The sequence below is a fragment of the Glycomyces terrestris genome, from assembly GCF_003933745.1.
Lineage (GTDB): Bacteria > Actinomycetota > Actinomycetes > Mycobacteriales > Micromonosporaceae > Glycomyces > Glycomyces terrestris.
In genome coordinates this window covers 557,513-584,437 of the sequence record NZ_RSEB01000003.1, presented here as the reverse complement: position 1 = coordinate 584,437, position 26,925 = coordinate 557,513, and the positions used below count along the sequence as shown (strand labels likewise).

At 68.4% G+C, this 26,925-nt stretch carries 17 protein-coding genes and 1 tRNA gene; 9 read left to right on the top strand and 9 right to left on the bottom strand.

Going from position 1 to position 26,925, the window contains the following annotated elements; genetic code table 11:
* The first annotated feature begins 62 nt into the window (after positions 1–62).
* Positions 63–605, top strand: a complete 543-nt coding sequence (locus tag EIW28_RS12675; RefSeq protein WP_125248061.1) for a hypothetical protein — start codon at positions 63–65, stop codon at positions 603–605.
* Between the two features lie 111 nt (positions 606–716).
* Here the strand turns inward: EIW28_RS12675 and EIW28_RS12670 are convergent, their stop codons facing one another.
* From EIW28_RS12670 to EIW28_RS12650, 5 genes are all read right to left on the bottom strand, one after another.
* Positions 717–3,491 carry an AfsR/SARP family transcriptional regulator gene (locus EIW28_RS12670; protein ID WP_125248060.1) on the bottom strand — a complete coding sequence of 925 codons (2,775 nt, stop codon included), beginning with the start codon at positions 3,489–3,491 and terminating at the stop codon, positions 717–719.
* A gap of 153 nt (positions 3,492–3,644) precedes the next feature.
* On the bottom strand, positions 3,645–4,577 hold the full coding sequence (locus EIW28_RS12665) for a 4-(cytidine 5'-diphospho)-2-C-methyl-D-erythritol kinase (RefSeq protein WP_125248059.1): 933 nt from the start codon (positions 4,575–4,577) through the stop codon (positions 3,645–3,647).
* Positions 4,578–4,587: 10 nt separating this feature from the next.
* Entirely contained in the window at positions 4,588–5,445 is an 858-nt protein-coding gene (rsmA, locus tag EIW28_RS12660; RefSeq protein ID WP_125248058.1) for a 16S rRNA (adenine(1518)-N(6)/adenine(1519)-N(6))-dimethyltransferase RsmA, read from the bottom strand.
* Positions 5,445–7,142 (bottom strand): peptide chain release factor 3, encoded by a 1,698-nt coding sequence (locus tag EIW28_RS12655; RefSeq protein WP_125248057.1) that lies wholly within the window; start codon positions 7,140–7,142, stop codon positions 5,445–5,447. Before EIW28_RS12655 ends, rsmA begins: the two co-directional genes overlap by 1 nt.
* A 125-nt stretch (positions 7,143–7,267) precedes the next feature.
* Positions 7,268–7,723: a GatB/YqeY domain-containing protein gene (locus EIW28_RS12650; protein ID WP_125248056.1), complete on the bottom strand. Its 456-nt coding sequence runs from the start codon at positions 7,721–7,723 to the stop codon at positions 7,268–7,270.
* 25 nt (positions 7,724–7,748) lie between these two features.
* Between EIW28_RS12650 and EIW28_RS12645 the strand changes: the two genes are divergently transcribed.
* Together EIW28_RS12645 and EIW28_RS12640 are read left to right on the top strand one after the other, a co-directional pair.
* On the top strand, positions 7,749–8,645 hold the full coding sequence (locus EIW28_RS12645) for a metallophosphoesterase (RefSeq protein WP_125248055.1): 897 nt from the start codon (positions 7,749–7,751) through the stop codon (positions 8,643–8,645).
* Positions 8,646–8,770: 125 nt separating this feature from the next.
* Positions 8,771–8,847 (top strand) — tRNA-Pro (locus EIW28_RS12640).
* A gap of 302 nt (positions 8,848–9,149) precedes the next feature.
* Here EIW28_RS12640 and EIW28_RS24225 read toward each other — a convergent pair.
* From EIW28_RS24225 to EIW28_RS12630, 3 genes are all read right to left on the bottom strand, one after another.
* Positions 9,150–9,293 (bottom strand): hypothetical protein, encoded by a 144-nt coding sequence (locus tag EIW28_RS24225; protein WP_158630391.1) that lies wholly within the window; start codon positions 9,291–9,293, stop codon positions 9,150–9,152.
* A 93-nt stretch (positions 9,294–9,386) separates the two neighbouring features.
* Positions 9,387–9,932 (bottom strand): very short patch repair endonuclease, encoded by a 546-nt coding sequence (locus tag EIW28_RS12635; RefSeq protein WP_125248054.1) that lies wholly within the window; start codon positions 9,930–9,932, stop codon positions 9,387–9,389.
* A gap of 42 nt (positions 9,933–9,974) precedes the next feature.
* On the bottom strand, positions 9,975–11,030 hold the full coding sequence (locus EIW28_RS12630; RefSeq protein WP_125248053.1) for a DNA cytosine methyltransferase: 1,056 nt from the start codon (positions 11,028–11,030) through the stop codon (positions 9,975–9,977).
* A gap of 523 nt (positions 11,031–11,553) precedes the next feature.
* Here EIW28_RS12630 and EIW28_RS12625 point away from each other — a divergent pair.
* From EIW28_RS12625 to EIW28_RS12595, 6 genes are all read left to right on the top strand, one after another.
* The gene (locus EIW28_RS12625; protein ID WP_125248052.1) at positions 11,554–13,383 is read left to right on the top strand and encodes a hypothetical protein; all 1,830 of its coding nucleotides are present in this window, start codon (positions 11,554–11,556) and stop codon (positions 13,381–13,383) included.
* Positions 13,380–14,834 (top strand): hypothetical protein, encoded by a 1,455-nt coding sequence (locus EIW28_RS12620; protein WP_125248051.1) that lies wholly within the window; start codon positions 13,380–13,382, stop codon positions 14,832–14,834. The genes EIW28_RS12625 and EIW28_RS12620 overlap by 4 nt, the downstream gene beginning before the upstream one ends.
* On the top strand, positions 14,831–19,849 hold the full coding sequence (locus EIW28_RS12615) for an FtsK/SpoIIIE domain-containing protein (protein WP_125248050.1): 5,019 nt from the start codon (positions 14,831–14,833) through the stop codon (positions 19,847–19,849). Before EIW28_RS12620 ends, EIW28_RS12615 begins: the two co-directional genes overlap by 4 nt.
* A gap of 1,119 nt (positions 19,850–20,968) precedes the next feature.
* Entirely contained in the window at positions 20,969–22,243 is a 1,275-nt protein-coding gene (locus EIW28_RS12605) for a sensor histidine kinase (RefSeq protein WP_125248048.1), read from the top strand.
* On the top strand, positions 22,231–22,890 hold the full coding sequence (locus EIW28_RS12600) for a response regulator transcription factor (RefSeq protein WP_125248047.1): 660 nt from the start codon (positions 22,231–22,233) through the stop codon (positions 22,888–22,890). Before EIW28_RS12605 ends, EIW28_RS12600 begins: the two co-directional genes overlap by 13 nt.
* Positions 22,887–23,687, top strand: coding sequence for a DUF4097 family beta strand repeat-containing protein (locus EIW28_RS12595; RefSeq protein WP_125248046.1), 801 nt, complete (start codon positions 22,887–22,889; stop codon positions 23,685–23,687). The genes EIW28_RS12600 and EIW28_RS12595 overlap by 4 nt, the downstream gene beginning before the upstream one ends.
* A gap of 64 nt (positions 23,688–23,751) precedes the next feature.
* Here EIW28_RS12595 and EIW28_RS12590 read toward each other — a convergent pair whose 3' ends face one another.
* On the bottom strand, positions 23,752–26,787 hold the full coding sequence (locus tag EIW28_RS12590) for a BTAD domain-containing putative transcriptional regulator (protein ID WP_125248045.1): 3,036 nt from the start codon (positions 26,785–26,787) through the stop codon (positions 23,752–23,754).
* Between the last annotated feature and the right edge of the window lie 138 nt (positions 26,788–26,925).

Here is a 26,925-nt window from a genome sequence, read left to right as displayed (position 1 = left end):
GAGTGCGGCCGGCGTGAGCGCGGCATGCGCCCCGCGTGAGCGCCGGTCCGTAGGTTGGGCTCATGGCACAGCAGACGAACCCGACCCCGCTGCGGCGCATCGCCGCCGCGGTCGCCCGCACCGCCGCCGCCGGCTCGCTGGCGGCGCTCGCGGTGGCCGCCTTCGCGGTCCCCGCCCAGGCCAGCACCGACTGGACCTTCGCCGACGGCACCGACAGCGTCCGGATCACCGGCGACCCCGACTTCACCCCGCCGTACAGCGTGCGGATCACCGACGACCCCGACTTCACCCCCCCGTACAGCGTGCGCATCACCGGCGACCCCGACTTCACCCCGCCGTACGCGAGCGTGCGCATCACCGGCGACCCGGAGTTCACCCCGCCGTACAGCGTCCGGATCACCGGCGACGGAGTGGACAACCGCGACTACAGCGTGCGCATCACCGGCGACGACACCGACAACCGCGAGTTCAGCGTCCGGATCACCGGCGCCGACAACCGGGAATTCAGCGTCCGCATCACCGGCGACCTCCTGGCCAAGGACGCCGGCCTCGACAACCGCGACATGAGCGTCCGCATCACGGGCGCGGACAACCGGGACTTCTAAGACTCGTCCGCGGCGCGCGCGGAGGGGCCGAATCTCCGCACGCGCCAGGGTGGGGCGCGGGAACCAGGGCGCCCGGCGATGAGCCGGGCGCCCTGAGCCGCGCCCGGGGGACTACTCGGCGAGCAGGGCCCGGATCTCGGCCGCGCGCGGATCGCCGAGCGCCGTCGCGAGCGCCAGCGCCCGCTCCAGTGCCGCCGCGGCCTCGCCCCGGCGCCCGAGCGCGCGCAGCGACCGGCCGAGCGCCGTCAGGCTCACCGACTCGTACCAGCGGTCGCCGATCTCGGCGAACACCGCCGACGCGTCGCGCAGCCACGCCGCCGCGGCCTCGTGCTCCCCGCGCAGCCCGTGCGCGAACCCGATCGCCTCCATCGCGCGGCCCTCGCCGCGGCGGTGCCCGAGCCCGCGCAGCAGGTCGAGCGAGCGGGTCGCGGCCTCGACCGCCTCGCCCGCGCGGCCGGCGTCGATATAGGACCGGGCCAGGTTGAACAGCGACACCGCCAGGTCGCCCGCGTCCCCGGACGCCTCGTCGAGCGCGGCGCAGCGGCGCAGGTGGTCGATCGCCTCCTCGTGCCGGCCCATGCTGCGGAAGACCATCCCGAGGTTGTTCAGCACCGTCGCCTGCCCCGCGGCGCTCCCCAGCTCCCGATAGAGCTCCAGGGCCTCCCGCTGGGACGCGATGGACTCCTCGAAGCGGCCGAGGTGGCGCAGGCTCGCCGCCATGGTGAGCATCTCGGCCTCGCCGAACCGGTCGCCCGCGCGCCGCGCCGCCGCGAGGCCCGCCGCGCCGAGCGCGGCGATCTCCGGCCAGGCCCGGCACCGGTCGAGGTGGGCCCACAGCAGGTGGACGAGCCGCCAGCAGTGCCGGTCGAGGCCCGCGTCCGCAGCCGCCCCGACGGCCGCGATGAGGTTGTCGTGCTCGGTCTCGAACCAGTCCAGGGCCTGCTGGGCGTCCGCGAACGCGGGCGCGCCCGCCCCGGGCGCGCCGAGGGACGGGTCGACCGAGGTCGGCTGGAGATGCGCCCGCGCCGCGAGCCCGGCGGCGGTGTACCAGTCGAGTAGGCGCTCCAGGGTCTTCGGGGCGGTGCCGGCCGCGGCGGCTAGCTCGGCGGCGTACACGCGCAGCAGGTCGTGGAGCTCGTACCGGCCCGGGCGCGGGCGCCGCAGCAGATTCTGGTCCACGAGGGACTCCAGGAGGCGCTGGGCGTCGTGCGCGTCGGTCCCGGCGAGCGCCGCGGCGGCCGCGGTCCCGACCGACGGGCCCGGCGCCGTCCCCAGCGCCCGGAACATCGCCGCCTCCGCGTCCGGCAGTGCCCGGTACGACCACGAGAACACCTTGCGCACGTCGTCGGCGCCGTCGTCGAGCGCGTCGAGCCGCGAGCCGCCGTCCCGGGCCTCCTCCACGAGCGCCGGGAGCGGCACGCCGGTGTCGCGCACCCGCTCGGCCGCGAGCGCGACCGCGAGCGGCAGGTGCCCGCACAGCCCCGCGAGCTCGGCGATCGCCCCGGCGTGCCCGGCGACGGCCTCGGGGCCGAGGACGCCGCCGAGGAGCGCGGCCGACTCCTCGGGCGTGAACGGCTCGAGGTCGACCAGGTGCGCGCCCTCGCGGCGGCGCAGGCTCCGCAGCCGGTTGCGGCTGGTGACCAGGACCAGGCTGCCCTCGCCGGGCAGGAGCGGGCGCACCTGGGCGGCGTCGCGCACGTCGTCCAGGAGCATGAGGACGCGCCGGCCCGCGAGCGCGGTCCGCAGCGTCGCCGAGCGGCCGTCCGTGTCCGGCGGGATCCGCTCGGGCGGGACGCCGAGCGACAGCAGCACGGTCATGAGCGCCGCGTCCGCCGACGGCTCGCCCGGCCAGTGCCCGCCGAGGTTGAGGTGCAGGTGCCCGTCCGGGAACCGGTCGGCGACCCGGTGCGCCCAGTGGACGGCGAGCGTGGTCTTCCCGACCCCGGCCGGGCCGGAGACGACCGCGACCGGGACCGGCGGGCGGCCCGGTTCCCCTGCGCCGTCGAGGAACCGGTCGAGGTCGGCGAGGACGGCGGCGCGGCCGGTGAACGCGGCGACGTCCGCGGCGAGCTGCCGCGGCGCGGGCGCCGCGACCGCGCCGGGGACCGGCGCGGCGGGCGCGGGCGCGGCCCGGAGCACGGCCAGGTGGGCGCGCTGGAGCTCGTCGCCGGGGTCGACGCCGAGCCGGTCGGCCAGGAGCGTCCTGATCCGCTGGTACGCGGCGAGCGCCTCCGCCTGGCGGCCGGAGCGGTGGAGCGCGAGGATGAGCCGCGACCACAGGAACTCCCGCAGCGGGTGCCGGGCCGTGAGCTCGCTCAGCTCGCCCACCAGCTCGGCGTGGCCGCCGGTCTCCAGCACCAGGTCGGCGCGGCGCTCGACGACGCGCAGCCGCTCCTCGACGAGCGCCGGGACGTGCGCGAGCGCGAGCGCCTCGGCCTCGACGTCGACCAGCGGGTCGCCGCGCCACAGCGCGAGCGCCGCGTCGAGCCGCTCGAGTTCGGCGGCCCCGCCCCCGCGTTCGGCCGCGAGGGCCCGGAACCGGTGCACGTCGACCGCCTCGGGCGGCACGTTCAGGGCGTACTCCCCGGCCGCGGCGCGCACGGCCCCGGCGCCGATCGCCTGGCGGAGCCGGTTGACGACGGCGTGGAGGCGGTGCCGCGCGGACGGCGTGTCCTCGCCCCACAGCTGCCGGGCGAGCACGCTGCTGCGCACCGGCCGCCCCGCCGCGAGCGCGAGCGCGGCCAGGACGGCGCGCTGCCGGCCCCCGGCGACCGGCACGGGCGCCCCGGCGGCGGTGACCTGGAACGGGCCCAGCAGGCCGATCCGCAGCGGCCCGGCCGCGCGCGGCGCGGCGGCGGGCGGCACGGTCTCGTCGGGCTCAGTCATGTGCGGCAACTCGCAGGGTCGGGAGAGGCGCCGGTCCGCAGTGGAGGGACCGGTCGCGCCGGACGGCGCACCCGCGGTGCCCCGGCCCCCCGGCCGGTCGTCCGGCGCCCACCCTAGCGAGTCCCGGCCACAGTGACCAGTCCGCGCGGCGTCTCAGGCGGCCGGGCCGGCCACGGGCCCGTGGGCGAGGTGGACGCTGCGGGCGCCGCCGCGCATCCGGATGCGCCGCGCCAGCGCCACCGCGTGCTTGACGTCGGTGGCGAGGAACAGGACCGTGGGCCCGGACCCGGAGACGTGCGCGGCGAGCGCGCCCTCCTCGAGGCCGCCGTGCATGAGCGAGGCGAGCTGCGGGCGCAGGCTCACCGCCGCGGCCTCCATGTCGTTGACCAGCAGCCGAGCCAGCGCGTCCGCGTCGGCGCCCTGCTCGAACGCCGTGACGATCGGGCCGACGTCGGAGGAGTACCGCCCGATGCCGTCCTCGCGGAGCCGGTCGACCTCCTTGTAGCACTCGGGGGTCGAGATCTGCGTGTCCGTCGTGGCGACCACCCAGTTCCACGACCCCTTGGCCTGCACCGGGGTCAGCTCCTCGCCGCGGCCGGTGCCGATCGCGGTGCCGCCCTTGAGGCAGAACGGCACGTCGGAGCCGAGGCCCGCGGCGAGGCGGTGCAGCTCGGCGTCGCCGATCGCCACCTCCCACAGGCGCGCGCACGCGACGAGCGCGCCTGCCGCGTCCGCGGAGCCCCCCGCGAGGCCCCCGGCGACGGGGATGCGCTTGTTCAGGTGCAGCTTCACGGCCGGTTTGATCCCGGCGTAGAGGGCGACGAGCTTCGCGGCCTTGTGCGCGAGGTTCCCCTCGTCCGTCGGCAGCTCCCCGGCGCCCTCCCCGGAGATCGTGATCTCGATCCCGGGCTCCTCGCGCGGCTCGGCGGTGACGGTGTCGTGCAGCGAGATCGCCTGGTACACCGTGGACAGGGCGTGGTAGCCGTCGGCGCGGGCGTCGCCCACCCCCAGGTGCGGGTTGATCTTGGCGGGGACGTCCACGGAAACGCCGACCGGCGGTGCGGCGGGAGCGGTCTGTCCGGTCATTCAGGTCTCCTCAGGTCCGACTGGTCCCGCCCAGCGCCTCCTTGGCGTCGGCGAGGGCGATGAACTCCGCTATGTCCAACGATTCACCCCGCCTGGTGGGTTCGATCCCCGACCGGTCGAGCACCGCGTCGACGTCCTCGCCCGCCCACGCCTTGAGGGACTGGCGCAGCATCTTGCGCCGCTGACCGAACGCCGCGTCCACCGCGCCGAAGACCTCGACGCGGTTCGCGTCGGGGCTCTCGATGCGCTCGAACGCGACGAGGGCGCTGGCGACGTTCGGGACGGGCCAGAACACGTTCGCCGACACCGACCCGGCGCGCTTGGCCTTCGCGTACCAGGCCATCTTCACGCTGGGGGCGCCGTAGATCTTGGAGCCGGGCTGGGCGGTGAGCCGGTCGCCGACCTCGGCCTGGACCATGACGAGTCCCTTGCGGAGGGTCGGGAAGTGCTCGAGGGCGTGCAGGACGACTGGCACGGCCACGTTGTAGGGCAGGTTCGCGACGAGCGCCGTGGGCGGCTCGGGGAGCTGCGCGGGGTCGATGCGGGCGGCGTCGGTCTCGACGACGACGAGCCGCTCGTGCTCCTCCGGCGCGCGGTGCGCGACCGTGGTCGGCAGCGCGAGCGCGAGCTTCGGGTCGATCTCGACCGCGATGACCTTCCGCGCGATCTCGATGAGCGCCAGGGTGAGCGAGCCGAGGCCCGGGCCGACCTCCATGACGACGTCGTCGGCGTCGAGCTTCGCGGCGGCGGCGATGCGCCGGACCGTGTTGGCGTCGACGACGAAGTTCTGGCCCCACTTCTTGGTGGGGGTGATCCCGAGGCCCCGCGAGAGGGCCCGGATGTCGCCCGAGGTCAGCAGGCGCGCCATCAGCCCTGGCCCCCGGCGAGGAGCGGTTCGAGGACGATGCCCGGGTAGTCGTTCTCGATGGTCTGGATGCGGTACTTGTTCGGCAGGGCCACCAGGAACGCGCCGTCGCGCGGGCGCGAGAACACCTCGACGCCGGGCGCGGTGCGCAGCCGCGCCGCCCCTTCGGCGTCCGTGAGGCGCGCGAGCTGGTACGGGAGGTGGTCGATCGTGGCGGGCACGTCGAACTCGGCCTGGAGCCGCGCCGTGGTCACCTCGAACTGGAGCGGGCCGACCGCGGCGAGCACCGGCGTGGCGTCGCCGCGCCGCTCGGAGTAGAGGACCTGCACGACGCCCTCGGCGTCGAGCTGCGCGATGCCGCGCCGGAACCGCTTCGCCTTCGACGTGTCGTGCATCTGGAGCGCCCCGAAGTGCTCGGGCGCGAACGCCGGCAGCGGCGGGTACTCGACGGCCTTGCCCGCGTAGATCGTGTCGCCCACGGACAGGCCGGTGGCGTTCACGAGGCCCACGATGTCGCCGGGCCACGCCTCGTCGACGGTGTCGCGGGCCGACCCGAACAGGGTCTGCGCGTACTTCGTCGACATGGTGCGACCGCCCTGGGCCTGCGTCACCTGCATGCCGCGCTCGAACCGGCCCGAGCAGACCCGGATGAACGCGAGCTGGTCGCGGTGCGAGGCGTTCATGTTCGCCTGCGACTTGAACACGAACCCGGAGAAGCCGGACTCGAGGTCGCGCGGCTCGCCCTTGGCGTCCTCGCGCGGGAACGGCGACGGCGCGATGTCCACCAGCAGGTCGAGCAGCTGCCCGACGCCGAAGTGGACGAGCGCGGCCCCGAACAGCGTCGGCGTGGTCTGCCCGGACTCGAACGTCTTCTGGTCGAAGTCGGCGTCGACCTCGCTGAGGAGTTCGGACTCCTCGCGGGCGCGCTCGTAGTCGGGCCCGAACCGCTCCAGGGCCTCGTCCTCGCCGAGGACCTCGGCGATCGCGGACTGCTGCCCGCCGGGGGACCGCTCGTACCGGACCATGCCGGGCACCTGCGGCCCGGCCTCGCGGCGGCCTTCTTTCCATTCCCCGCTGCGCCGCCCGTCCGGCTCACTTCGTTCGCCGCTGCGCCGCCCGTCCCGCTCACTTCGTTCGCCGAACCCGATGCGCTCGATGACGCCGCGGAACTCGCCGCCGACGCCCACGGGCCAGGTCACCGGCGTCGGCTTGATGCCGATGCGCGTCTCGATCTCCTCGATGAGCTCGAGGGCGTCCTTCGCGGGCCGGTCCCACTTGTTGATGAAGGTGATCACCGGGATGCGCCGGGCCCGGCACACCTCGAACAGCTTCAGCGTCTGCGGCTCGAGGCCCTTCGCGGCGTCCAGGAGCATGACGGCGGCGTCGACCGCGGTCAGCACCCGGTAGGTGTCCTCGGAGAAGTCGGCGTGGCCGGGCGTGTCGAGGAGGTTGACGACGCAGCCGCGGTACTCGAACTGGAGCGCCGCCGACGTGATCGAGATGCCGCGGTCCTGCTCCATGGACATCCAGTCGGAGACCACGCCCTTGCGGTCGCCCTTGCCGTGGACGGCGCCGGCCGCCGAGATGGCGCGGCCGTGCAGCGCCAGCGCCTCGGTGATCGTCGACTTGCCGGCGTCGGGGTGGGAGATCACCGCGAACGTGCGGCGGCGCGCGGCCTCCGCCGAGATGTGGCTGGACATGGATTCCTCAAGAGTTCGAATGTGCTTCGGGCCCGACCCTCAACGATAGCCGTGGCGAACGACACGGCCCGCCCGCGCTGCGGGGCCGGCCCGCGGCCGTCGCCGCCCGGCGGCGCCTGCGGCCGCTACCCGGCGAGCTCGGCCTTGACGATGCCCGCGACGACTTTTCCGTCGGCGCGGCCGGCCGTCTTCGGGCCGATCGCCTTCATGACCTTGCCCATGTCCTTCGGGCCCGAGAACCCGCCCTCGGTGATCGCCTCGCGCACCAGTTGAGTGACTTCCGCCTCAGTGAGCTCGCTCGGCAGGTACCGCTTGATGACGGCCTCCTCGGCGAGCTCGTTCGCCGCCGCGTCCTCGCGGCCTCCGGCGCGGAACGCCTCCGCGGCCTCGCGCCGCTGCTTCGCCTGCTTGACCAGCACTTTCACCACTTCGGCGTCGTCGAGTTCGCGCGCGGACTTGCCGGCGACCTCTTCGTTCCGAATTGCGGTGATGATCATGCGGAGCGTGCCCAGTGTCAGCTTGTCCTGTGCCTTGAGGGCGGCTCGCATATCGGTTTCCAACTGGGTCTTTAGCTCGCTCATATCTCGACAATCTACCGTTGGGGGTATGAAGATCAGCCGTGGACTTGCCGCAGCAGCCGGGATCGGGGTCGGCGCGGGGGCGCTGGCGCTCGCCTACGCGTCCCTTTACGAACGCGTCCAGTACACGCTCAGGCACTTCGCCGTGCCGGCGCTTCCCGAGGGAGCCGAGCCTATCCGGGTCCTGCACATCTCGGACCTGCACATGACGCCCGGGCAGGTTCGCAAGGCCCACTGGGTCGCGTCCCTGTCGGCGCTCGACCCGGACCTGGTGCTCCTCACCGGCGACAACCTCGCCCATCCGGGCGCGGTCGACCTGGTCGCCAAGACGCTCCGGCCCCTCCTCAAGGCCCCGGGCGCGTTCGTGTTCGGCTCGAACGACTACTACGCGCCGGTGTTCAAGAACCCGCTCACGTACTTCAACAAGAACCACGAGCACAAGTACGGCGAGCCGCTGCCCACCGAGGAGCTGCGCAAGGTCCTCACCGACGGCGGCTGGCTCGACCTGAACAACGCCGCGGCCGACAAGGTGGTCGCGGGCATGAACGTCCACTTCGCCGGCGTCGACGACCCGCACTTCGACCTCGACGACTACGACCTCATCGCCGGGCGCGTCCCCTCCAGCGCCGACCTGTCGATCGGCCTCACCCACTCGCCCGAGCCGCGCGTCCTCGACGCCTTCGAGGCCGACGGCTACGACTTCGTCGCCGCCGGCCACACCCACGGCGGCCAGGTCTGCGTCCCCGGCTACGGGGCCCTGGTCACCAACTGCGGCATCGACCGCGAGCGCGTCAAGGGCCTGCACCCGTGGGAGGACATGTGGCTGCACGTGTCCGCCGGCCTGGGCACGAGCCCGTACGCGCCGGTGCGCTTCGCGTGCGCCCCGGAGGCCAGCCTCCTGACCTTCGTCCCGAAGGCCTTCTAGCCGCGGGCGCGGGGCCCGGGTGTGACCGGGCCCCGCGCCCCCGACCCCGTTCGACGGCTCCCGCCGCGTTCGGGTAGCATTTCCAATCGACGCGTTCGCCCAGCGTGCGCGCGAAAACAGAACATCGGGTTGTGGCGCAGCTTGGTAGCGCACCTCGTTCGGGACGAGGGGGTCGCAGGTTCAAATCCTGTCAACCCGACCAAAACTCGCAGGTCAGGAGTATTAACTCCTGGCCTGCGGTGCTGTCACCGTAGTCTCCGCTTGGCTTTCGCTTGTCTTGACGTTCCGGACTTTCACTACGCGGCCGCCCTCGACGATGAGCATGTACTCGGCGTCGCCTTCCTGGATGCAAAGAACTTGGTCGAAGGTTCTGGAGGTCCCGGCAGGCGCGAATGCCGAAGTCGGCCACGATCTTGCGGAGCTGGTCCCCGAGAGCCGAGTCTTGCTGAGCATTGTCAGGGATTTCCCTGAACGCAGATGCCTCGACGGCGGAGAACGCCATCTTTATCGCGCATGGGGCATCGCAAGGCCGATCACGCCGCTATCGCCGACTTTGACGAAGTAGCAGTCGCCGATCCGCCCTTGCTGGCCCGTGACCTTCTGGTACTTCCCCGCGGAGATCATCGTCTCGACCTCGACCTCGGTCACCGGCGGCTCGATGTCGATCCTCTCGATACGTAGATGTCCCCGCTCACGGTCCGCTCTCGTCTTGATGAACAGGTGCTTCGAAGTCTATTCGATTCAGGTGGACCGACAGATCGGTGCGGCCGACGGGCCATCGCCCACCCCAAGATTCGATACTTGGCAAGTCGCGAGATCGCTGGAGGTTTGCGTTGGTGTCGCTTCGCAGATGATCAGTTGGGAAAGGAGCGTTCGGTATGTCATGGCGACTTCCTGCGCCGCCGCCGTGAGGTCCTGGTGCTCCCAGATGCGGAGGACTGTCCACCCTTCTTCGCGAAGTCGCGCGGTGGTCTGAGCGTCTCTTTCCATGTTTCGCTCGATCTTGGCATGCCAAAAGGCAGGATTTGTCTTCGGTCGTGAACCGTGCTCCGGGCAGCCGTGCCAGAAGCAGCCGTCGAGGAACACCGCAAGCCTGACGCGGCTGAAGACCAGATCTGCCGTGCGACGAAAGCTGGGGATGGGGTGGGCGGAGACCCGGTACCGCAGGCCGAGGGCATGGACGGCGCGTCTGAGCCGAAGCTCAGGCTTTGTGTCCCGGGCTCGATTCGCTCGCATCTTGGCGCGAGCGGCCTCGCTCGAAGCCCACGATTCGACCTGGCGTTCCATGCCTCCACCGTACTTGGCACCTCTGACTGCCTCGTCCTCGTTCTACCCCTTACCCTCTTGGAGTCTCACGAGCTCCAGAAACTCTCGTCCGACGGCCTTGCCGAAGACGGGAGGTACCGCGTTGCCGATCAATCGACCAACGGTGTTCATGCTCGGGCGCTCCGTCGGCGGCACGAATCTGTAGGTACGAGGAAAGCCTTGGAGCATCGCGGCCTCCCGAAGAGTAAGCGACCGATCTTGCGCCGGATGACCGAATCGCCCTGTTCCGAGGTTGTAGGCCTGTGTGGTGATCGTGGGAGAGGGAGCATCCCACAACATCCTCCCGTAGAACGCCTGGAAGCTTGACCCGCTGGATTTCTTGTGGCAAGGCGCAACCAGCTCTTCCGGCCAGTCGCGCCACGTCCCACCAGGCTTGGACGCCTTGATCCGCCGCAGATTGATGGGGGAGAGCTGTCGCGCCGTGTGGAGGACATCGTTAGGATCTGACTCTCCGCTCTGCAGAGGGGGCAGCTTCTCAATGGTGTCCCTGACGGTTCTGAACTTCTTCTTCGAGCCTCGAGGGAGACTGATGAAACCGATGCGAGAGGCTACAAGTACCAACCTGCGGCGCTCTTGCGGTAGTCCGAACTCGGGTCCGTAGAGAATTCCGAAGTCGACTTCGTAGCCGAGCTCAATGAGTGTTTCGACGAACCTCGTGAACACTGGCATGCGCTTGAGGCGTGAGACGTTCTCCATGGTGACGAAGTGAGGAACTGTGTCTTTGATGAGTCTACCGAAATGTGACAGAAGGTCCCAGTTTTCCTCGTTGCTTGTATCAGCTCCGCGCCGGTGACTCGAGAACGGTTGGCATGGTGCGCATCCAGCAAGTAGCCGGTACTCAGCGTCACCCCATAGTTGCTGTAGGTCCTCGCCTGTCAGCTTGGCTACATCTTTGAGAAGGTACTTCGCCTTCAAGTTCCGTTCGAACGGGTATCGGCATGCTGGATCCAGATCGACACCAGCGGCAACGCGAACGCCTGCTTGCTTAAGGCCAAGCGAGAGCCCTCCTGCGCCACAGAACAGGTCGACCGCAACAACGGGAGATTCAAGGGACCGCATCGTCTAATCTTATCGGCTTCCTCACGGCTCGTCGACGGTCCAGGCTCAACAATTCGTGGGTGTTCTCGAAGTCACCTTGGACAGAGTCGTTGCGGCACTTATGGATCGTGATATGAGCCTTGCACAAGAACAAGGTGGCAGTGGCCTCGCTGCTGGCCCCGTTGACTCAAGGGCTGGCCGTGTCACCTGGCGACCAGGCTCGCCTTGATGGGAAGCGACGGCAGGGGCGACACGAGGATAACGCTACTGACGGCCACATGCGACTCTTCCGGCTGAGCCCCAGCCAGATCCTGGTGGACCACTGCGGGTAGAGGCTGGCCTTCCGGGCCCTGATAGGGCGGTTCCTCACTTCAACAGGAGTCTCCGCCTCCCTGGCGGCGCGCTGAACCATCGACAGAATCGCTGATGTGATCTACTGTTCGCACGCGTAGCCTAACGCTCCGCAAGTCCCGGACGCCACGAAGGCGTTGCTGGCAGCTAGAATCTCGGAACACCCCCAGTCCGGTTGACGAAGGACAGCAGCATGCCGCTAGAAGTCAACAAACACGTCGAGCGGATACGTGGTTATCAGCCGTTCGATGCCGACACCGCTGAGATGGTCTACGAGCTGCACGCCGACTGGTCGGGACCGCAGTTTCCCGTGGCGACGCTCGAGTACCTGCTTAGGGCCATCGAGAAGCCGGCCACGAAGACCATCGTCCTCACGGGCGACGCCGGACACGGCAAGACCAGCCTGTGCGCCAACCTCCTGGCCAAGTTGCGGCCCGAGGCTGAGTCGAACGCAGACGCCCGAAAGGGAGTCCGCCGTGATCTGTCCGAGTACGGGGATGCCAGCCGCCCCATCGGACGGTCCCATAGCGGGCGCGAGCTTTACATCCTCAAGGACCTCAGCGAACTGAATCCCCAGGAAGGTGCCCGGAAGCTCGTCGAGCTGCTCGATCCTCCCGACGGCGGCATCGCGATCATCTGCGCGAACGAGGGCCAACTACGGAAGTGCGTAGCCGAGGACGACAATCCTGATCGCGGAGGCACCGGGCGCGCCAAGATCCTGGTTAGAGTCCTAACTGACGGGGTGGCCCGAGGTCAGGTCAGCGACCCCGAGGGCGCAGTCGTCGTCATCAACCTCAATTATCAGTCGGTAGCTGCCGACAGCGGCAGCGGTGGGCTCATTCCGTGGATCTTGAAGCAGTGGACGTCGCAGCAATCTTCGCGTTGGAAGTCCTGCGACACTTGTGATGCACGAAAGATCTGCCCGATCCTTGCCAACCGTGAAGCACTAGGCGATCCTGCTCGCGGGCCTCATCGCCGGGAGGCGGTCCGGGCCGTGTTCGCCGCGGCCGAGCAGACTGGGGCCGTAGTCACGACCCGTCAGGCACTTTCGGTGACCAGTTATATGCTCACGGGCGGCCTTTCCTGCGAGGACGTCCATGCCAAGTACCGGTGGTCTCCCTCGAACCGGTTCTGGCAGGCTCCTCACCTGTACCATCAGGCGCTCTTCGGCGACCAGCTGGGCCAGCAAGATCGTCATCGGGTCCCCACCTTTTTCGCCCTACGAAAGCTGGACCCGGGCAAGGTCTCCCGCCGCCAGGTCGACGATCGACTGGACCCGGACACGGCCGGGGACTTCCCTCCCGCGGACGCCAACAGCTATCTGCAGAAGGTCCGTACGAATCGGGACGCCCAGAAGCAGGCCGAACAGTTGCGTAGCTTGTACACGTTCTTGCGACGAGCTGACTTCTTCAACAGCGAGGACAAGACCGACCGATTCGCTCGCATGGGTCTGCAAGCCGGCGACGATTTCATCCTTGCCCAGGACATGAACCGGGACCCAGCAGATACCAGGGTGCGGGACCGCTTCCTCAAGGGACTCGAGGCCGTCCAGGGCATCCACCGGGCGGGAAGCAACCCCGACTTCTTCATCCTGGATCCCGCCTTCTTCACCCACCGCTCACGTGCGGCCGTGATCTCCCGGCGAGTGTCCGGCAGGGGTGTTGAGGTCGTTGACCAGGTCACCCAGTGGCAGAGGGAAAGCAACGCGGGTGCCGTTCCAGAGATGCAGGACGCTGTCGAGTGGCTCAACCGGGCGATCTACATCCGTATTCCGGCTGTCGAGCCAGACAAGGACGCGGTCTCGGTGGAAGCGGACCTTTTGCGCTTCGAGCTGCTGACACGGTGGGCTGCAGGCCTACGCAGCGAAGTCCAGCACGAGGCAGAGATCCGCGGCCTGAGTGGGGCCTTGGCGGAGCTGACAGATTCCTCGAGCAGGGAGAACGATATTCAGGTGCTCGTAGGCGATGTCATGAGGAAGCTCACGATCGATACAGGCGACAGGATCAGGTCGGTGCGCGCATGATTGTTGACCGTCCCAAGGCAGAGGTGGTCCTCAAGCTTTTCGGGGTGAATACCGAACGTCAGGGTCGCGGCTTCTACATCTCACTCGAGATGCTCGCGATCGCCCGCGGCGTCTACCTGGCGCATCAAGCGGACCCAGAGCGATTCGCAGAGCTCCTGGACGACGGAGCCAGGGTCGCCTTCAAGCGAACCTCGCACGACCTGGTCCGACGGATCGCGACCAAAGCTCCTGTCGTCGAGGGGGATGAAGAACTCGGCAAGGCCGTCGAGCTGGATTCACCTGAGACGATGGAGACTCTCCACGCCCTGTTCTCGTCCCTGCTGGTCGAGATTCCCGGGCGCCGTGGGCAGCCCAGCTGGTTCGGCGTGCACATCTATCCGTTCATCGGTGAGCTCATCCACTACGACGCAGTTGAACGGCCTATCCTGAAGATCGATGCCTCATCCAGAAGCACCGACAAGAAGCGCAAGCAGGCGGCCAAGGTCGCGGCTGGCATCAAGGCCCCGAGCATCGAGCGCTACCTCTTCCGGGATGGCGGCATCTGGGCCTACAAGGCACTGCGCACCGACACCGACCTTGAACGCAAGGAAGCGACCAGGAAAGGTCTGCACGACCTCGTGCAGGACAGCGATACTCCACTGGGCAACCTTGCCAAGGCTCTTAGCGCGCACGACTTCGACTACGACGACGTGCCCATGGAAAGCACAGACACGGAGATCCAGCTGCACGACGATCTCAGCCCCTGGCCTGAACTGCTGAGGGAAGGGGTCCGGAACATCGTCGCTCGGACGGCGACGGTACCCAGGGCCAAACGAACCGAGAGTCTCATGCACTGGGTGCCTTACTGCCTGGCACGCCACCAGCTGCGACTCGCGCGTCGGAAGCTCGGGGCTGAGGACGCTGAGTCGATCCTGATGGACTTCGGCAACCAGCCGACTACTCTGCGCAGAGAGTCGCAGAAGGCCCTTGCCAGTTTTCGCAACGACATCGGCAACGCCATCAGTCTCCAGACCCAGCAAATGATCGACGCAATCCGAGCCGAAGGCAACGAAGCAAGGCTGCGCCGCTACGAGAAGTTCGCCAAGGAAGGCACCAAGGCGGCCGAATCCCCTCGACTATTCTTCACCGAGACCCTCGCTGCGGTGGGAGCACTGAACGCGACTACGGGGCGCCGGCACTTCACCATGAAGCCTCCGATGCTTGAGAGCTTGGTTGCCGCCACTGTCTCGCAGGAGACCGAGATGGAGTTCGACCAATTCTGCGTGCTGCTCCGTGAGAAGTACGGGCTGATTGTGGAGAACAAGGTCGCGGCTGTAAGTCCGTTGGCCCGAGTAGTTGACTCGTCGGTCCTTGACCACAACGGCAAGGCGTTCCGGGAGAAGCTGGCCGCGATTGGTCTGCTCACTCAATATTCAGATGCCACCAGCATGGTTCGAGGGGAGCCCCGGTGACAGACAGCAGCATCCGAGCGCTCGGCCGCTTCGTCGCTGACGAAGCACTCCGTAAAGTCAAAGCTATCAGCGGGGCCCATGCCGTCCTGCGCGTCAGCGGATTCGACCAGCCGACCGTGGCTGAAGCCCTTCGTCACATGGAACACAGGCTTGCGGAGTTGCCCGGCTATGTCGTCAAGGTTGGCACCTCGGAGCCAATCGAGGGCGTTCCTGATGAATACTTGCTGGCTCCCCAGGAACAGCTGACCAAGTGGCGAAACTCTGGACAGGGCTCGGCAGTGCTGCTCTTCGAGTGGGGGCAATCTCCGGACGCGCAGGGCCTGGCAGCCATGAATGCCCTAGATGACGCCACGATCCTTGGTAGCCACAAGGACACCTCCAGCGAGAGCGGGTTCGACAGGTTCCTAGACGAAGCCTGGCGGGAAGCGGGTAGCCCCGGAACTGTTCCGGCTCTGATGTCCAATTTCCTTCCGCAGATCTGGCGAGTCGTCACCGAGGTCGAGCCGCGATCTTTGCACCGCTGGGCGACATTCCTGGTCGAGACGGCACAGAAGGTCGCTGCAACTCAGATCCACACTCCTGGCCTGGTATATCCCGAGATCTCTGCCGCTTTGCCTGCTCTCGAGCTCTTCCCGGACCGAGACCTGTTTCTCAAGCCCACCGCACTGCCCGCCCGGATCCAGAAGAACGTCGCGGTCAGCGCGTTCAAACAGCCCAACGGTAAGGAGATCAGCGAGGACGACCTCATAGAGCGGATTGCCGCGACCGAGTTCAGCGAGGATTCCCTGCGCCACATCGGTACCGACGCCGAGACTGCGAAATCGCGCATGCAAAGCCTCGTGCTGAACCTCAACCGCAGCGGCTCTTCGCAGGATCCTCGCGCACTGCGTCGCCTGCAGGACCTGACGCTCTGGCTGGAAGTCTTCGGGCAGAAGTCCAAGAAGATCGGGCTGGGCCAACAGGTCCGGCAGGAGATCGAGAGGAAGGACGCCGAGCGGGTCGACGAGTTCGACTCCCTGGCGATCGAAGACGCACTAGACCGTGGAGATCAGGAATCCGCACAGCGCTTCCTCGACGAGGCTCCCGTCGGCGGAGCCGAACTGTTGTCTAAGCGGTTGCGCCGCAAAGTCGAGAAGCTCGCCTTCCCGGACTCGCAGTCCGTCCCTGACCCGATCCGTGCCCTGCTGAGAGAGCTCACCTTCTTCTCCGACGAGGAGGAAGGCTCCGTTGTTGTTAGTCTTGAAGGTAATCAGGAATCAGGGAGGTGGAGCCGCTGGCTATTCGCATTCCTGTACGCACGCACTCTGCGAGACATTCAGGACTCCACCGGTCTTCGATTGACCCTCGAGGTAAAGGACTACCTCCTTGACCTGACAAAGCCGCCTCTGCCGGAGGAAAATGAGCCATTCGACCCGAACACCGAGTGGGCTGCGCTGCGCTTCCTGGTCGAGATGGACGGCGGCACGCAGCGACGGTTTCGCTGGGAGCCTCTGGGAATCCCCGGCCAGATCGCCCTGGCGGCTCTCATCCAAGGCTGGCGCAACCCTCCTGGCCATGCCAGTAATCTGACCTTCGACTCCTTCCTCGAGAAATTCAACGACCCCCGCCAGTGGAACACCGCCGAGCCTGCGCATACTCTCGAATCACATTTCGCGGCTCAGCTCGAACGCCTCAAGCTAGAGCAATTTGAGCGGTTCGCTGGCGGCCTTGACGCCGAGAGCATCAACGCGTATGTCCGCGAATGGGAAGGCGTACTGCGCGAAGCGCGCACCACGCTAGTTCCCGAAAACGCTCCGAACCTTGACCTTGCTGCCGTCGTCCTGTCCGATGTCGTCGAACTGGCCGATCACCGCATGATGATGCTGGCTACGCACCCGCTAAAGCTGCGCTGGCTGGCAAAGAACTACGAGGAGATCGCCGAAAGCATCAAGACCGCCCTCAACAAGGAAGGCGGCCTTAGTCTCAACCAGGAGAACGAAGACCTCTTCTTCGACGCCATCGGCCGTATCTCCCCACATGGGACCCCAGCGGTACTCGTCGGACCCGGCGGCACGATCGCCATCCCGATGCGTGAATCGGCCGGCCACGAAGAGTACGCGCCGGTCCGTGTCGGCGGCAACGAGTCCAAGGAATGGCTCTCCAGCGTCGATGAAACGGCGATTGACGAGATGGTCCGGGTCATCACCGACTACCTCACGACCTACCCCCACAAGCTTGACGGCCTCCGCGTGCTGCTCCTGGATCGCAACGGTGACCCTGTCCTGCCGATGCGAGTGGCCAAGCAGGTAAGGTCCAAGAACCCTCGTCTGAAGGTTGACCTAGTCGTGCTGGCTCCTCAGCACACCCATCACGAGATCATCCAGGGCTTTGACCTTCACTTCGCTGGCGCGGAGATCTCCGAGGACACCTTCCTTCCAGATGTCCAACTCATTCTGCAGGCGTGGGAACCCGACCAAGAGGCAGACCTGTCCGGCCTTGCGGACACCATCGACGTGGCCCTAGCACCGGCTCTCTTCGGCACACAGACCAGCATCAAGGAGAGCACCAAGAAGGAGTCCTTGTCAGGCTCATTCAACCCATGGAAGCACCCCGCTTCCCACAACCTGGCTCAGACCAGTGAGAACGTCGTGAGAGCGCTGCTGCCTGAAACCGCTGACGAGACCCTTGAATCTTGGTCGACCTTGTGCGTGCGGTACGACCGCCGCTCTCCGGTCTCCCGGGAGAGCGTCGACGGCATCGACTACTTCGAGATGCAGGTGCAGTTCGACCAGCACCAAGCCTTGTTCGCCACCCTGCACGATGTAGCCCATTGGGTCGTCACTCTCGACAGCTTCATCGGTCGGGAACAGATCGATGCTCTCCACAACCGCCCTGACGTCATCCTCGTCAGGCCCAACGTCGGCAAGAACGAGTCCTACACCCTAATCGTCAGCTCGCAGACTGGTCGGCAGTTCGTCGTCCAACGCCTGCAGCGCCGCCTGGAGCAGATTCATGTCGCCACCGCGGAGGATGCAGAAGATATCGCGACGCGGTTCTACGAGGTCGGTCGCAACGTCGCTCCTGGCGCCGTGCTGCGCTCCCTCGGCATCGGCACCACGGTCAACGAGGTCGTCGGACTGGTCGCCACACGGTATGTCATCGACCAGCAGTTCCCCGTCGCCACCAAGGGTCCCAGCCTGGTCACATGGATCAGCTTTGATGAGCACCACCGTTGGTTCGGCCGCGGGCACAAGACTAGAGCTGATCTGGGACGATTCGTGCTGACCGTCCAGGATGACGGCATTATTCGGCTGGATGTCCTGGTCGCCGAATCGAAGTTCCGCCAAGTATTTGACATCGGTTCGGCTGAGGAGCAGCTCAACCGCACAACCGACCTCTGTGTCGACGCCTTCCGATCAGACGGCGAGACGCGCCATGACCGTCCATTCTGGCTTGACGAACTTGCGGCCGCGATTGCTCAGACCAGCGGACATGCCATGCATCCACAAGACCTTCCGTCTCGAGTTTTCGTCGGGACGGAAGATCATCAGCAGCTTCAGGCGAAGGTCCTTGACGCTCTGCGCTCTGAGCAGGTCCAGCTCGGACAGGTCACCGGCGTCGCGGTTGCCATCGCAGCGGAGGAGGATAAGGCGGCTCCCGAGGTTGGAAGCCTTGGCAGACATGCTCTGGTGAGATTGAACAAGCACGAGCTTCTCAACCTCATCACCGCCCTGCGTGCCAACCTCGACCCTGTCAGCGCCAACCCTGTCGTCGTCGCTGCAGGCCTGGATGAAATCAAGGGAGTCGCCGGCGAAGCCGACCTGCTGAGTTCAAGAGGGAAGTCGGCCGGACTCCCGCCTTCGGGAAGTTCAACGACACCTGGCTCAGGCGCCGAAGTGACAGTCGATTCTGCCGAGTCGGAATCGCCGGCAACGCGTCCCTCCGACCCAAGGGCAGATCATACTCCACTTACGGCTGGACATGTGGGGCTTGCCGAGGAAGAGCTGCGGGATCGATACAACAAGGTCCTCAATGTATTCGCCCGACACAAGGTCGATGTAGTCGCTCCGGAATCCGAAATGTGGAAGGAAGGGCCAGGTTTCTACATATTCAGGTTCATCCCAAGTCCGGGTGTCACGGTGGATAAGCTCATCAACCGGCGGGACGAGATCTTCCTGGCCTTGGAACTTCCCTCCGGGTTCAACATCCTCACACGTAAGGACCGTGGCGCCGTTCTCTTCGAAATCCCTAAGATCGACGACGAGAAGTTCGGAATCGACGCCAAGAATTTGTGGCGTCAGTGCCAGGTCGATCCCCTGAGGCTCATCGCGCCCTTGGGTGCAGATATCGAAGGCAACCCGGTCACGGTTGACCTGTCTTCTGCGGACTCACCGCACTTGTTGGTGGCGGGAACCACCGGATCAGGGAAGTCGGTAGCCCTGGATACGATTCTTAAGGGCCTTGTCCGGTACGACAAGAGCGCGCTGAGACTCCGTCTCGTTGACCCCAAGGGTACCGAGCTAGTTGACTTCGAGGACGATCCTCATCTTGACGGCGTGATCGGTATGGATGCAGCCGACGCCATCGAGATTCTCGAGGAGACCGTCGAAGAGATGGCCATGCGCTACAAGGACATGAAGGCGATACGCACGCGAAAGCTCGTCGAGTACAACTCGAAGGTTGGCAAAACTGATCAAAAGCCTTGGATTGTCATCGTTTTGGATGAGTATGCCGACCTCACAAGCGATCCTGACGAGAAGAAGCAAATTGAGTCGTTGCTTAAGCGCCTTACGCAGAAGGCTCGCGCTGCCGGAATCCACGTAATAGCAGCCACGCAACGCCCAAGCGCCGATGTCATCTCGACGACAATCCGCTCCAATTTTCCCGCTCAACTCGCCCTTCGGGTAAAGAGCTCAACTGACAGTCGCATCATTCTGGATGAAACAGGTGCCGAAGCTCTTGCTGGGCAGGGCGACGCTTTTCTCCACACCGCCAAGGGCACGGTTCGGCTTCAGGTGGCATACGACGGTGGCTGACAAGCTGCGATCCTCGACCTTGGTCTACTGAACTTAGGTGGTTGGCATGGCTGCGTCTCTTCGGCATTGAGCGCACGTTCCGATTCCACCAGCAGACCCGGGCTGGGGCCGTCACGCAGGTCCGCTCTCCTGCTGGATCGTCATTGCCGCCTCATTCAGCTGCGTTTTCGCCTGGTCTCTCGCCGCCGATCTCGTGCGCCGCCGTGCCGGAGTCGTCCACGATGTGGAGGTAGCGCTCAGTGGTGAGGATGCTGGCATGCCCCAGCTGGTCCTTCCATGATGTCCATTAGGGTCGCGCCGCGGTTGATGAGCCACGAGGCGTGGGCATGGCGCGACAGGTGCACCCGGATGTCCACCGGCAGATCAGCGGCGGCGAGGGCGGGTCGGATGACCTTCTTGCGGAACCATCGACTTGGGATATGTCCGTCGGTGTCTCAACGGCGCTGCCTGCGCGGCTGGTCCCCGACGCCCGACGCTTGCGGTGGTACACCGCCGTTGCCCCTTGCAGTGCTGGAAGCGGCACCCCCCGGCAGTGTAGGCGCGCATGGTGCAGTGGCGGTACGTCTAGCCCTTCTCGTTGAGTTTGGCCCGGTCCAAGCCAGTCGGCGCGGGTTCGATGACACCGGGCTCGGTGGCCTCAGGGATGTACCAGGACAGAAGGTCTTCCTATTTCAGGTTGTGGGTGGCGATGTGGTCCTTGATTCCCTTGGTCAGGCCCTCGCGAATGCGGAGGACTCGCTGCTCGTGGTCCTTAGGCGGCTTAGGAAACACCCGCCCTGCGGGTGGAACCGCCGGTTGACTTGGACGGCGGCCCGCGATACGCGGATGCGGTGCTGCTTGGGCTCAAAGTCCTTGACCACAGCTCGGTGATCTCGTCCCACCGCATGCCGGTCTCGATGGCGACTTCGACCAGGAGCTTCCAGATGTCGTGGCGAGACGCCGCCCGCGACGCGGGCGCCGCACCCGCCGCGGAGGGGGAGCTGGGCTGCGGCCCGTGCCTCGATCGAGGCGGCGTCGGCTGCGGGTGGCGGCTGAAGCGGCGGGGTAGAGGAAAGTTCACCCTGAAGTCGGGCGCCTGGGGCAATGCCGCGAGCTGCGGATCTGCTTAGTGTTCTAGGCATGGACATCTCAGTGCCGCAGGCGCTCCCCTGGCGCCGAGCTCCCCGCGTGATCGCGGCGGGCCTGTGGGACGGGCGCACCTGGCTCTCCCTCGTACACTTGGTGACCGGGTCGGTGGTGGGCACGCTGGGCGGGATCGTCATCGGCGTGCTGTTCGCCATGGGCGCAGCGGGACTCGTGACGATCGTGATCCCCGCGGTCGCCCTCGCCGCGATCCTGTTCACCAGCGCCGCGCTCACCGCCGTGCAGCGGTCGAGGCACAGCGCGTTCCTCGGGACCCGTTGGCCCGCAGACCATTCGCCGCCGGTCACGTTCACGTGGGGGTCGCTCCTCGCGGTCGTGGGCAGCGCGAAGACGTGGCGGCACTTCTCGTACCACGTCATCGCCGGGTTCTACGGCTCCTTCGCGGCGGTGATCGCCGTGACCGCGTGGACGATCGCGCCGGCCATGATGGCCGCGCCGCTGCTCGGTCTCGGTTCGGGCCTGGGCGTCCGGCACTGGGCGCTGCTGCTCGGCGGCGTCGTGCTCCTGCTGGCGGCGCCCTGGATCACGCGGGGCCTGGCCGAGCTCGACGCGCTCATCGCGCGGCAGCTCCTGGTGGGCACCACCAGGGCCCAGCAGCTGGAGCTGCGCGTCACCGACCTCACCGAGAGCCGCGACTCCACTGTGGATGCGGCGGACGCGGAGCGGCGGCGCATCGAGCGGGACCTGCACGACGGCGCGCAGCAGCGGCTCACCTCCCTCGCCATGAACCTCGGGATCGCCCGCGCCACCCTCACCGACCTGCCCGAGGACGCCAAGCGTGCGCTCGCCGACGCCCACGAGGAGTCGAAGCAGGTCCTCACCGAACTGCGCGACCTCGTGCGCGGCCTGCACCCGGCCGTCCTCGAGGACCGCGGCCTCGACGCCGCGCTCTCCGCGGTCGCCGCGCGGTCGCCGATCCCGGTGCGGCTCAAGGTGGTCATGGAGCGGCGCGTGCCCCGCGACGTCGAGGCGGTCGCGTACTTCGTAATCTCCGAGGCGCTCACGAACACCGCCCGGCACTCCGGCGCCGAGCACGCCGCCGTCGACGTGACCCTCGCCCAGGACGACGAAGGCGCCGACGTGCTGCGCCTGCGCGTGGTCGACGACGGCCGCGGCGGCGCCGACCCCGAGTCCGGGACGGGCCTGCGCGGCCTGGCCGACCGGGTCCGCTCGGTCGACGGCCGGTTCACCCTGACCAGCCCGCTCGGCGGGCCCACCACCATCGAAGCGGAGCTGCCATGCGCGTCGTGATCGCCGAAGACTCGGTCCTCCTCCGCGAGGGCCTCGCCAGGCTCATGGAGGTCGGCGGCATCGAGGTCGTCGACACCGTCGGCGACGCCGAGGCCCTGCTGCGCTCGGTCGAGCGCGACTGCCCCGACCTCGTCGTGGCCGACGTGCGGATGCCGCCGGACCAGAGCGACGAAGGCGTGCGCGCCGCACTCGTCCTGCGCCGCCGCTACCCGGACCTCGCGATCCTCATGCTCTCCCAGTACGTCGAGGAGCGCTACGCCGTCGAACTCCTCACCGGCCAGATGCGCGGCATCGGGTACCTGCTCAAGGACCGCGTGGCCGACGTCGAGGAGTTCCTCGACTCGCTGCGCCGCGTCGCGGACGGCGGCACCGCCCTCGACCCCGAGGTCATCTCCCAGCTGCTGGTCCGCCGCGACGGCGACGAGCTCGACCGGCTCACGCCCCGCGAACGAGAGGTCCTGTCGCACATGGCCGAAGGCCGCTCGAACGCCGGGATCGCGGGGGTCCTGTTCCTCTCCGAAGGCGCCGTCAGCAAGCACATCAACTCGATCTTCGCGAAGCTCGGGCTCCCGCCCACCGACAGCGGCAACCGCCGCGTCCTCGCCATTCTCAAGTTCCTGCAAGGAAACGCAAAGGACCGGTCATGATCGACACCCCCGTCAAGCCCGCCACCGCCGACACGCCCGACGAACCGGCCTACCCCGCCCGCAAGGCGTGGTGGATCGTCGGCGGCGCCGTCACCGGCGCGGCCCTGCTCACCGGCCTCCTCGCCTTCGGCTCCTGGGCCTGGATGATCTCCTCTTCCGAAGAGGACGCCACCCGCACCGAGGAGTTCGACCGCGCCGTGGCCGCCGCCGAGGTCCGCGCCGAGGTCGGCGACCTCCGCTTCGAGGCCGCGGCCGGCACCGCCCTCGAGTTCCGCCTCAAGACGCAGTGGCTCGGCGCCGCGCCCGACACCAGCGAGGAGTGGGACGGCGACCGCTTCAGCGCCGAAGGCGAATGCGACCAGGGCCGCTTCCTCGGCCTCGACGTCGACCAGTGCGAGACCGACTACACCCTCGGCCTCCCGGCCGGCGCCGACGCGACCGCCGAGACCGGCGTGGGCGACGTCAGCCTCGACGGCCTCGACGGCGCGGTCGACATCGACACCGGCATCGGAGACGTCACCGGCGAAGGGCTCCGCACCACCGACACCACCGTGGTGACCGGCGTCGGCGACGTGACCCTGGAGTTCGCGCAGGTCCTCGGCGACATCTCCGTCGAGGCCGGCACCGGCGACGTCGTGCTCACCGTCCCCGACGACGGCACCGTCTACGAGGTCCTCCACGACGGCGGCATCGGCGACCAGCACATCGAGATCGCCACCGACCCGACCGCCGACGCCGACTACACGATCACCGTCGCCAGCGGCGTCGGCAGCCTCACCATCCAGTACGGGTCCTGAACCACCGCGACCGGAAACCCCGCCGCCCGCGACCGAACCGGTCGCGGGCGGCGCCGTCCCGCGCCTACCGGCCGAGCACCTCGGCGGCGTCCTCGCGCCCGAGCGCCGCACCGCGGTCGTACTCCTCCTGGAACGCCTTGTCGCCCAACGCCTCACGCGCCCGCTCCTCGGTGCGCAGCGCCGTGTCGTAGCCGCGGCCGTCGTCCGCGCCCAGCATTCCGCGCCCGAAGCCGAGCCTGCGGGCCGCAAGGGCCGCATCGCCTTCCGCGAGCGCGGCCGCGGCCGAGATCCGGGAGGCCATCGCGAGGTCCGCGACCGCCGCGCCTTCGAGGAACCGGGGGTCCAGGCCCGCGATCGCGCCGGCTCGGCCCTCGCCGCGGAGCACGGTCAGCAGGTCCCTGCACGCCGCGGAGAGCACGCGCATCCGCTCCGCGAGGCCGGGCGCGCCGTCGAGGGAGCGCTCGGCGGCGGGCAGCTCCGCGAGCGCCTCGTCGTAGCGCCCCTCGCTGATGAGGACCGGCACCCGGAACCAGCGCACGTACGCGAGGCTGTTCGGCTCCCGGGCGGCCTCGGCGAGCGCGATGCCGCGGTCGAGCGCCTGCCAGGCCCGTTCGATCGAGCCGTTCGCGGCGTAGCGCCACGAGAGTTCGGCGTACGCCTCGCTCGCGTCGCCGCGGGTGCCGAGCTCGTCGAGGAGCCGGGCCGCCTCCTCGGCCGCCCGCTCGGCCGCCTCCAGATCACCGTGCCAGCCGGAGCGTTCGCCCTGGATGCGCAGGGCCGAGGCGAGGCCCCAGCGCTCGCCGAGCTCGGCGAACACGGCTTGGGCGCGGTCGACCGGCGCGGCGCCCTCGACGCCGCTGAGGACGCTCCCGGCGGCGGCCGAGATCAGCAGCGCCGTCCCGAGCTCCCAGCCGTCCAGCCCGCGCTCGTCGGCCGGCGGCGCGTCCGGCAGGAACGCGGGCCCCATCGACACGAGGAACCGGGCCGGGCCCGCCGCGATCCCGCTGCCCATCGCGACGCCTTCGCGGATCGCGGCCTCCCCGGCCGCGTACCCGTCCTGCTCGGTGGCGACGATCCCTTCGAGGATGCGGGCCGCGGCCTGAAGCGGCTCGGGGATCTCGGCCGGGACGGCGAGCACCGCGTTCGTCCAGTGCCGGAACTCGGTGTGGCTGCCGAGCAGGTGCCAGTACCAGAACATGGCCGCCACCATGCGCAGACCGGTCTCGATGTCCGCGGTCGCCGCGGCGCGGCCGATGACGGTGACGAGGTTGCCGTGCTCGGCGGTCAGGCGCGCCATCGCCTCGATCTGGGCGGCGGTGCGCAGTTCGGCGTCGGCGGCCTCCGCCAACTCCAGGCAGTGCTTCGCCATCGCGTCGGCCACGGTCTCGGCGTCGCCGCTCTCCTCAAGGCGCGCAACGGCATAGGAGCGGATCGTCTCGAGCATCCGGTAGCGCTCGCCGTCGCGGTCGACCAGCGACTTGTCGACGAGCCCGGCGAGCGCGTCGAGGTCCTCGACCCGCTCCAGCGCGAGTCCCGCCGGGTAGACGGACATGCGCATCGCCAGGGACTTCTCGGCGTCCGAGAGGAGCTCCCAGCTCCAGGCGATGACGGCGCTGAGGGTGCGGTGGCGGGCGGGCGCGGTGCGGTCGGAGCCGGCCAGGAGCGCGAACCGGTCGTCGAGGCGGGCCGCGATCTGGGCCGCGTCCAGGGCCCGCATGCGCGCCGCGGCGAGTTCGACGGCGAGGGGGAGGCCGTCGAGGCGGCGGCAGATCTCCACGACCGCTTCGGTGTTCGACGCGTCGAGTTTGAACCCGGGCCGCACCGCGGCGGCCCGCTCGACGAACAGGCGCACCGCGGGGCTCGACGCGGGGTCCTCGTCGGAGACCGCCAGCGGCGGGATCGGGAACAGCCGCTCGCCGCCGATCGCGATCGCCTCCCGGCTGGTGGTGATCACGCGCAGGCCGGGGCAGGCACCGAGGAGGCGCGCGGCGAGGTCGGCGACGCCGTCGAGCTGGTGCTCGCAGTTGTCGAGGACGAGGAGCGCGCGCTGGTCGGCGAAGTACTCCTCGAGGCGGGACTCGGCGTCGTGCAGGGAGGGCGCGAGGAGGCCGGCCTCGCGGGCCCCGATGGCGCGCAGCACGGCCGGGGCCACGTCGGTGCCGTCGGTGGTGGAGGCGAGCTCCACGAACCACACGCCGTCCGGTGCGGACCCGCTCGCGGCGATGCGGGCGGCGGTCTCGGTCGCGAGGCGGGTCTTCCCGGCTCCGCCCGGGCCGGTGACGGTCACCAGCCGGGCCTCCTCGACCGCGTTCACGAGCGCGGCGAGGTCGTCCTCGCGGCCGACGAAACTCGTCAACTGGGACTTCAGGTTCGAGCGCCGCACCGGCCGCTCCGCGGGGGCGGCGCTCTGGCGCAGGATCTGGAGGTGCAGGTCGGCGAGCTCGCTCGACGGGTCCGCGCCGAGCTCGTCGGCGAGGCGTTCGCGGGTCTGCTCGTACACGTCGAGGGCTTCGGCGGGGCGTCCGGTCGCGTAGAGCGCTCGCATGTGGAGGGCCTGCCAGCGCTCGTCGAGCGCGTGGGCGGCGGCGAGCGGTTCGAGTTCGGCGAGCACGTCGGTGCCGGTGGCGACCTCGAGGGCGAGGCGGTCGCGGGTGGTCTCGGTGCGCAGGCGTTCGAGGCGCACGGCCTCGTTCTGCGCGAACCGGTAGTCGAGCAGGTCGGCGAGCGCGGGGCCGCGCCACAGCGACTCGGCCTCGCGCAGCGTGGCGAGATCGCCGCCGCGCCGGCCGGCCTCCGCGAGGCGCTCGAACCTGACGAGGTCCACGTCGCCGGGCTTGACGTCGAGCCGGTACCCGGCCGCGCCGCGCGTCACCTTGTCCGCGCCGATCGCCCGCCTCACCCGGGACACCAACGCCTGCAACGCGTTCGACGACGTCGCATCGTCCTCCCAGATCGCGTCGATCAGCGCGTCGGCCGACACCTCGCGGCCCGCCTCGAACGCCAGCCTCGCCACGAGCGCCCGCAGCCGCGCCCCGGCGAGCTCGACCGGCTGGTCCTTGTCATCGCGGATGTCGAATGGTCCGAGCAGGAGTACACGCATGCCGGCAAGTCTGCCCTGCCTCCGCCCTCGCGGGTGAAGTCGGCCCGGGCGCTCTTGACGATCCGTTGACGCCACCGCACGTGAACGCCATCACATATCACCCGATCGGGGACAACGGACCGGAAACTGTCGGTCCCC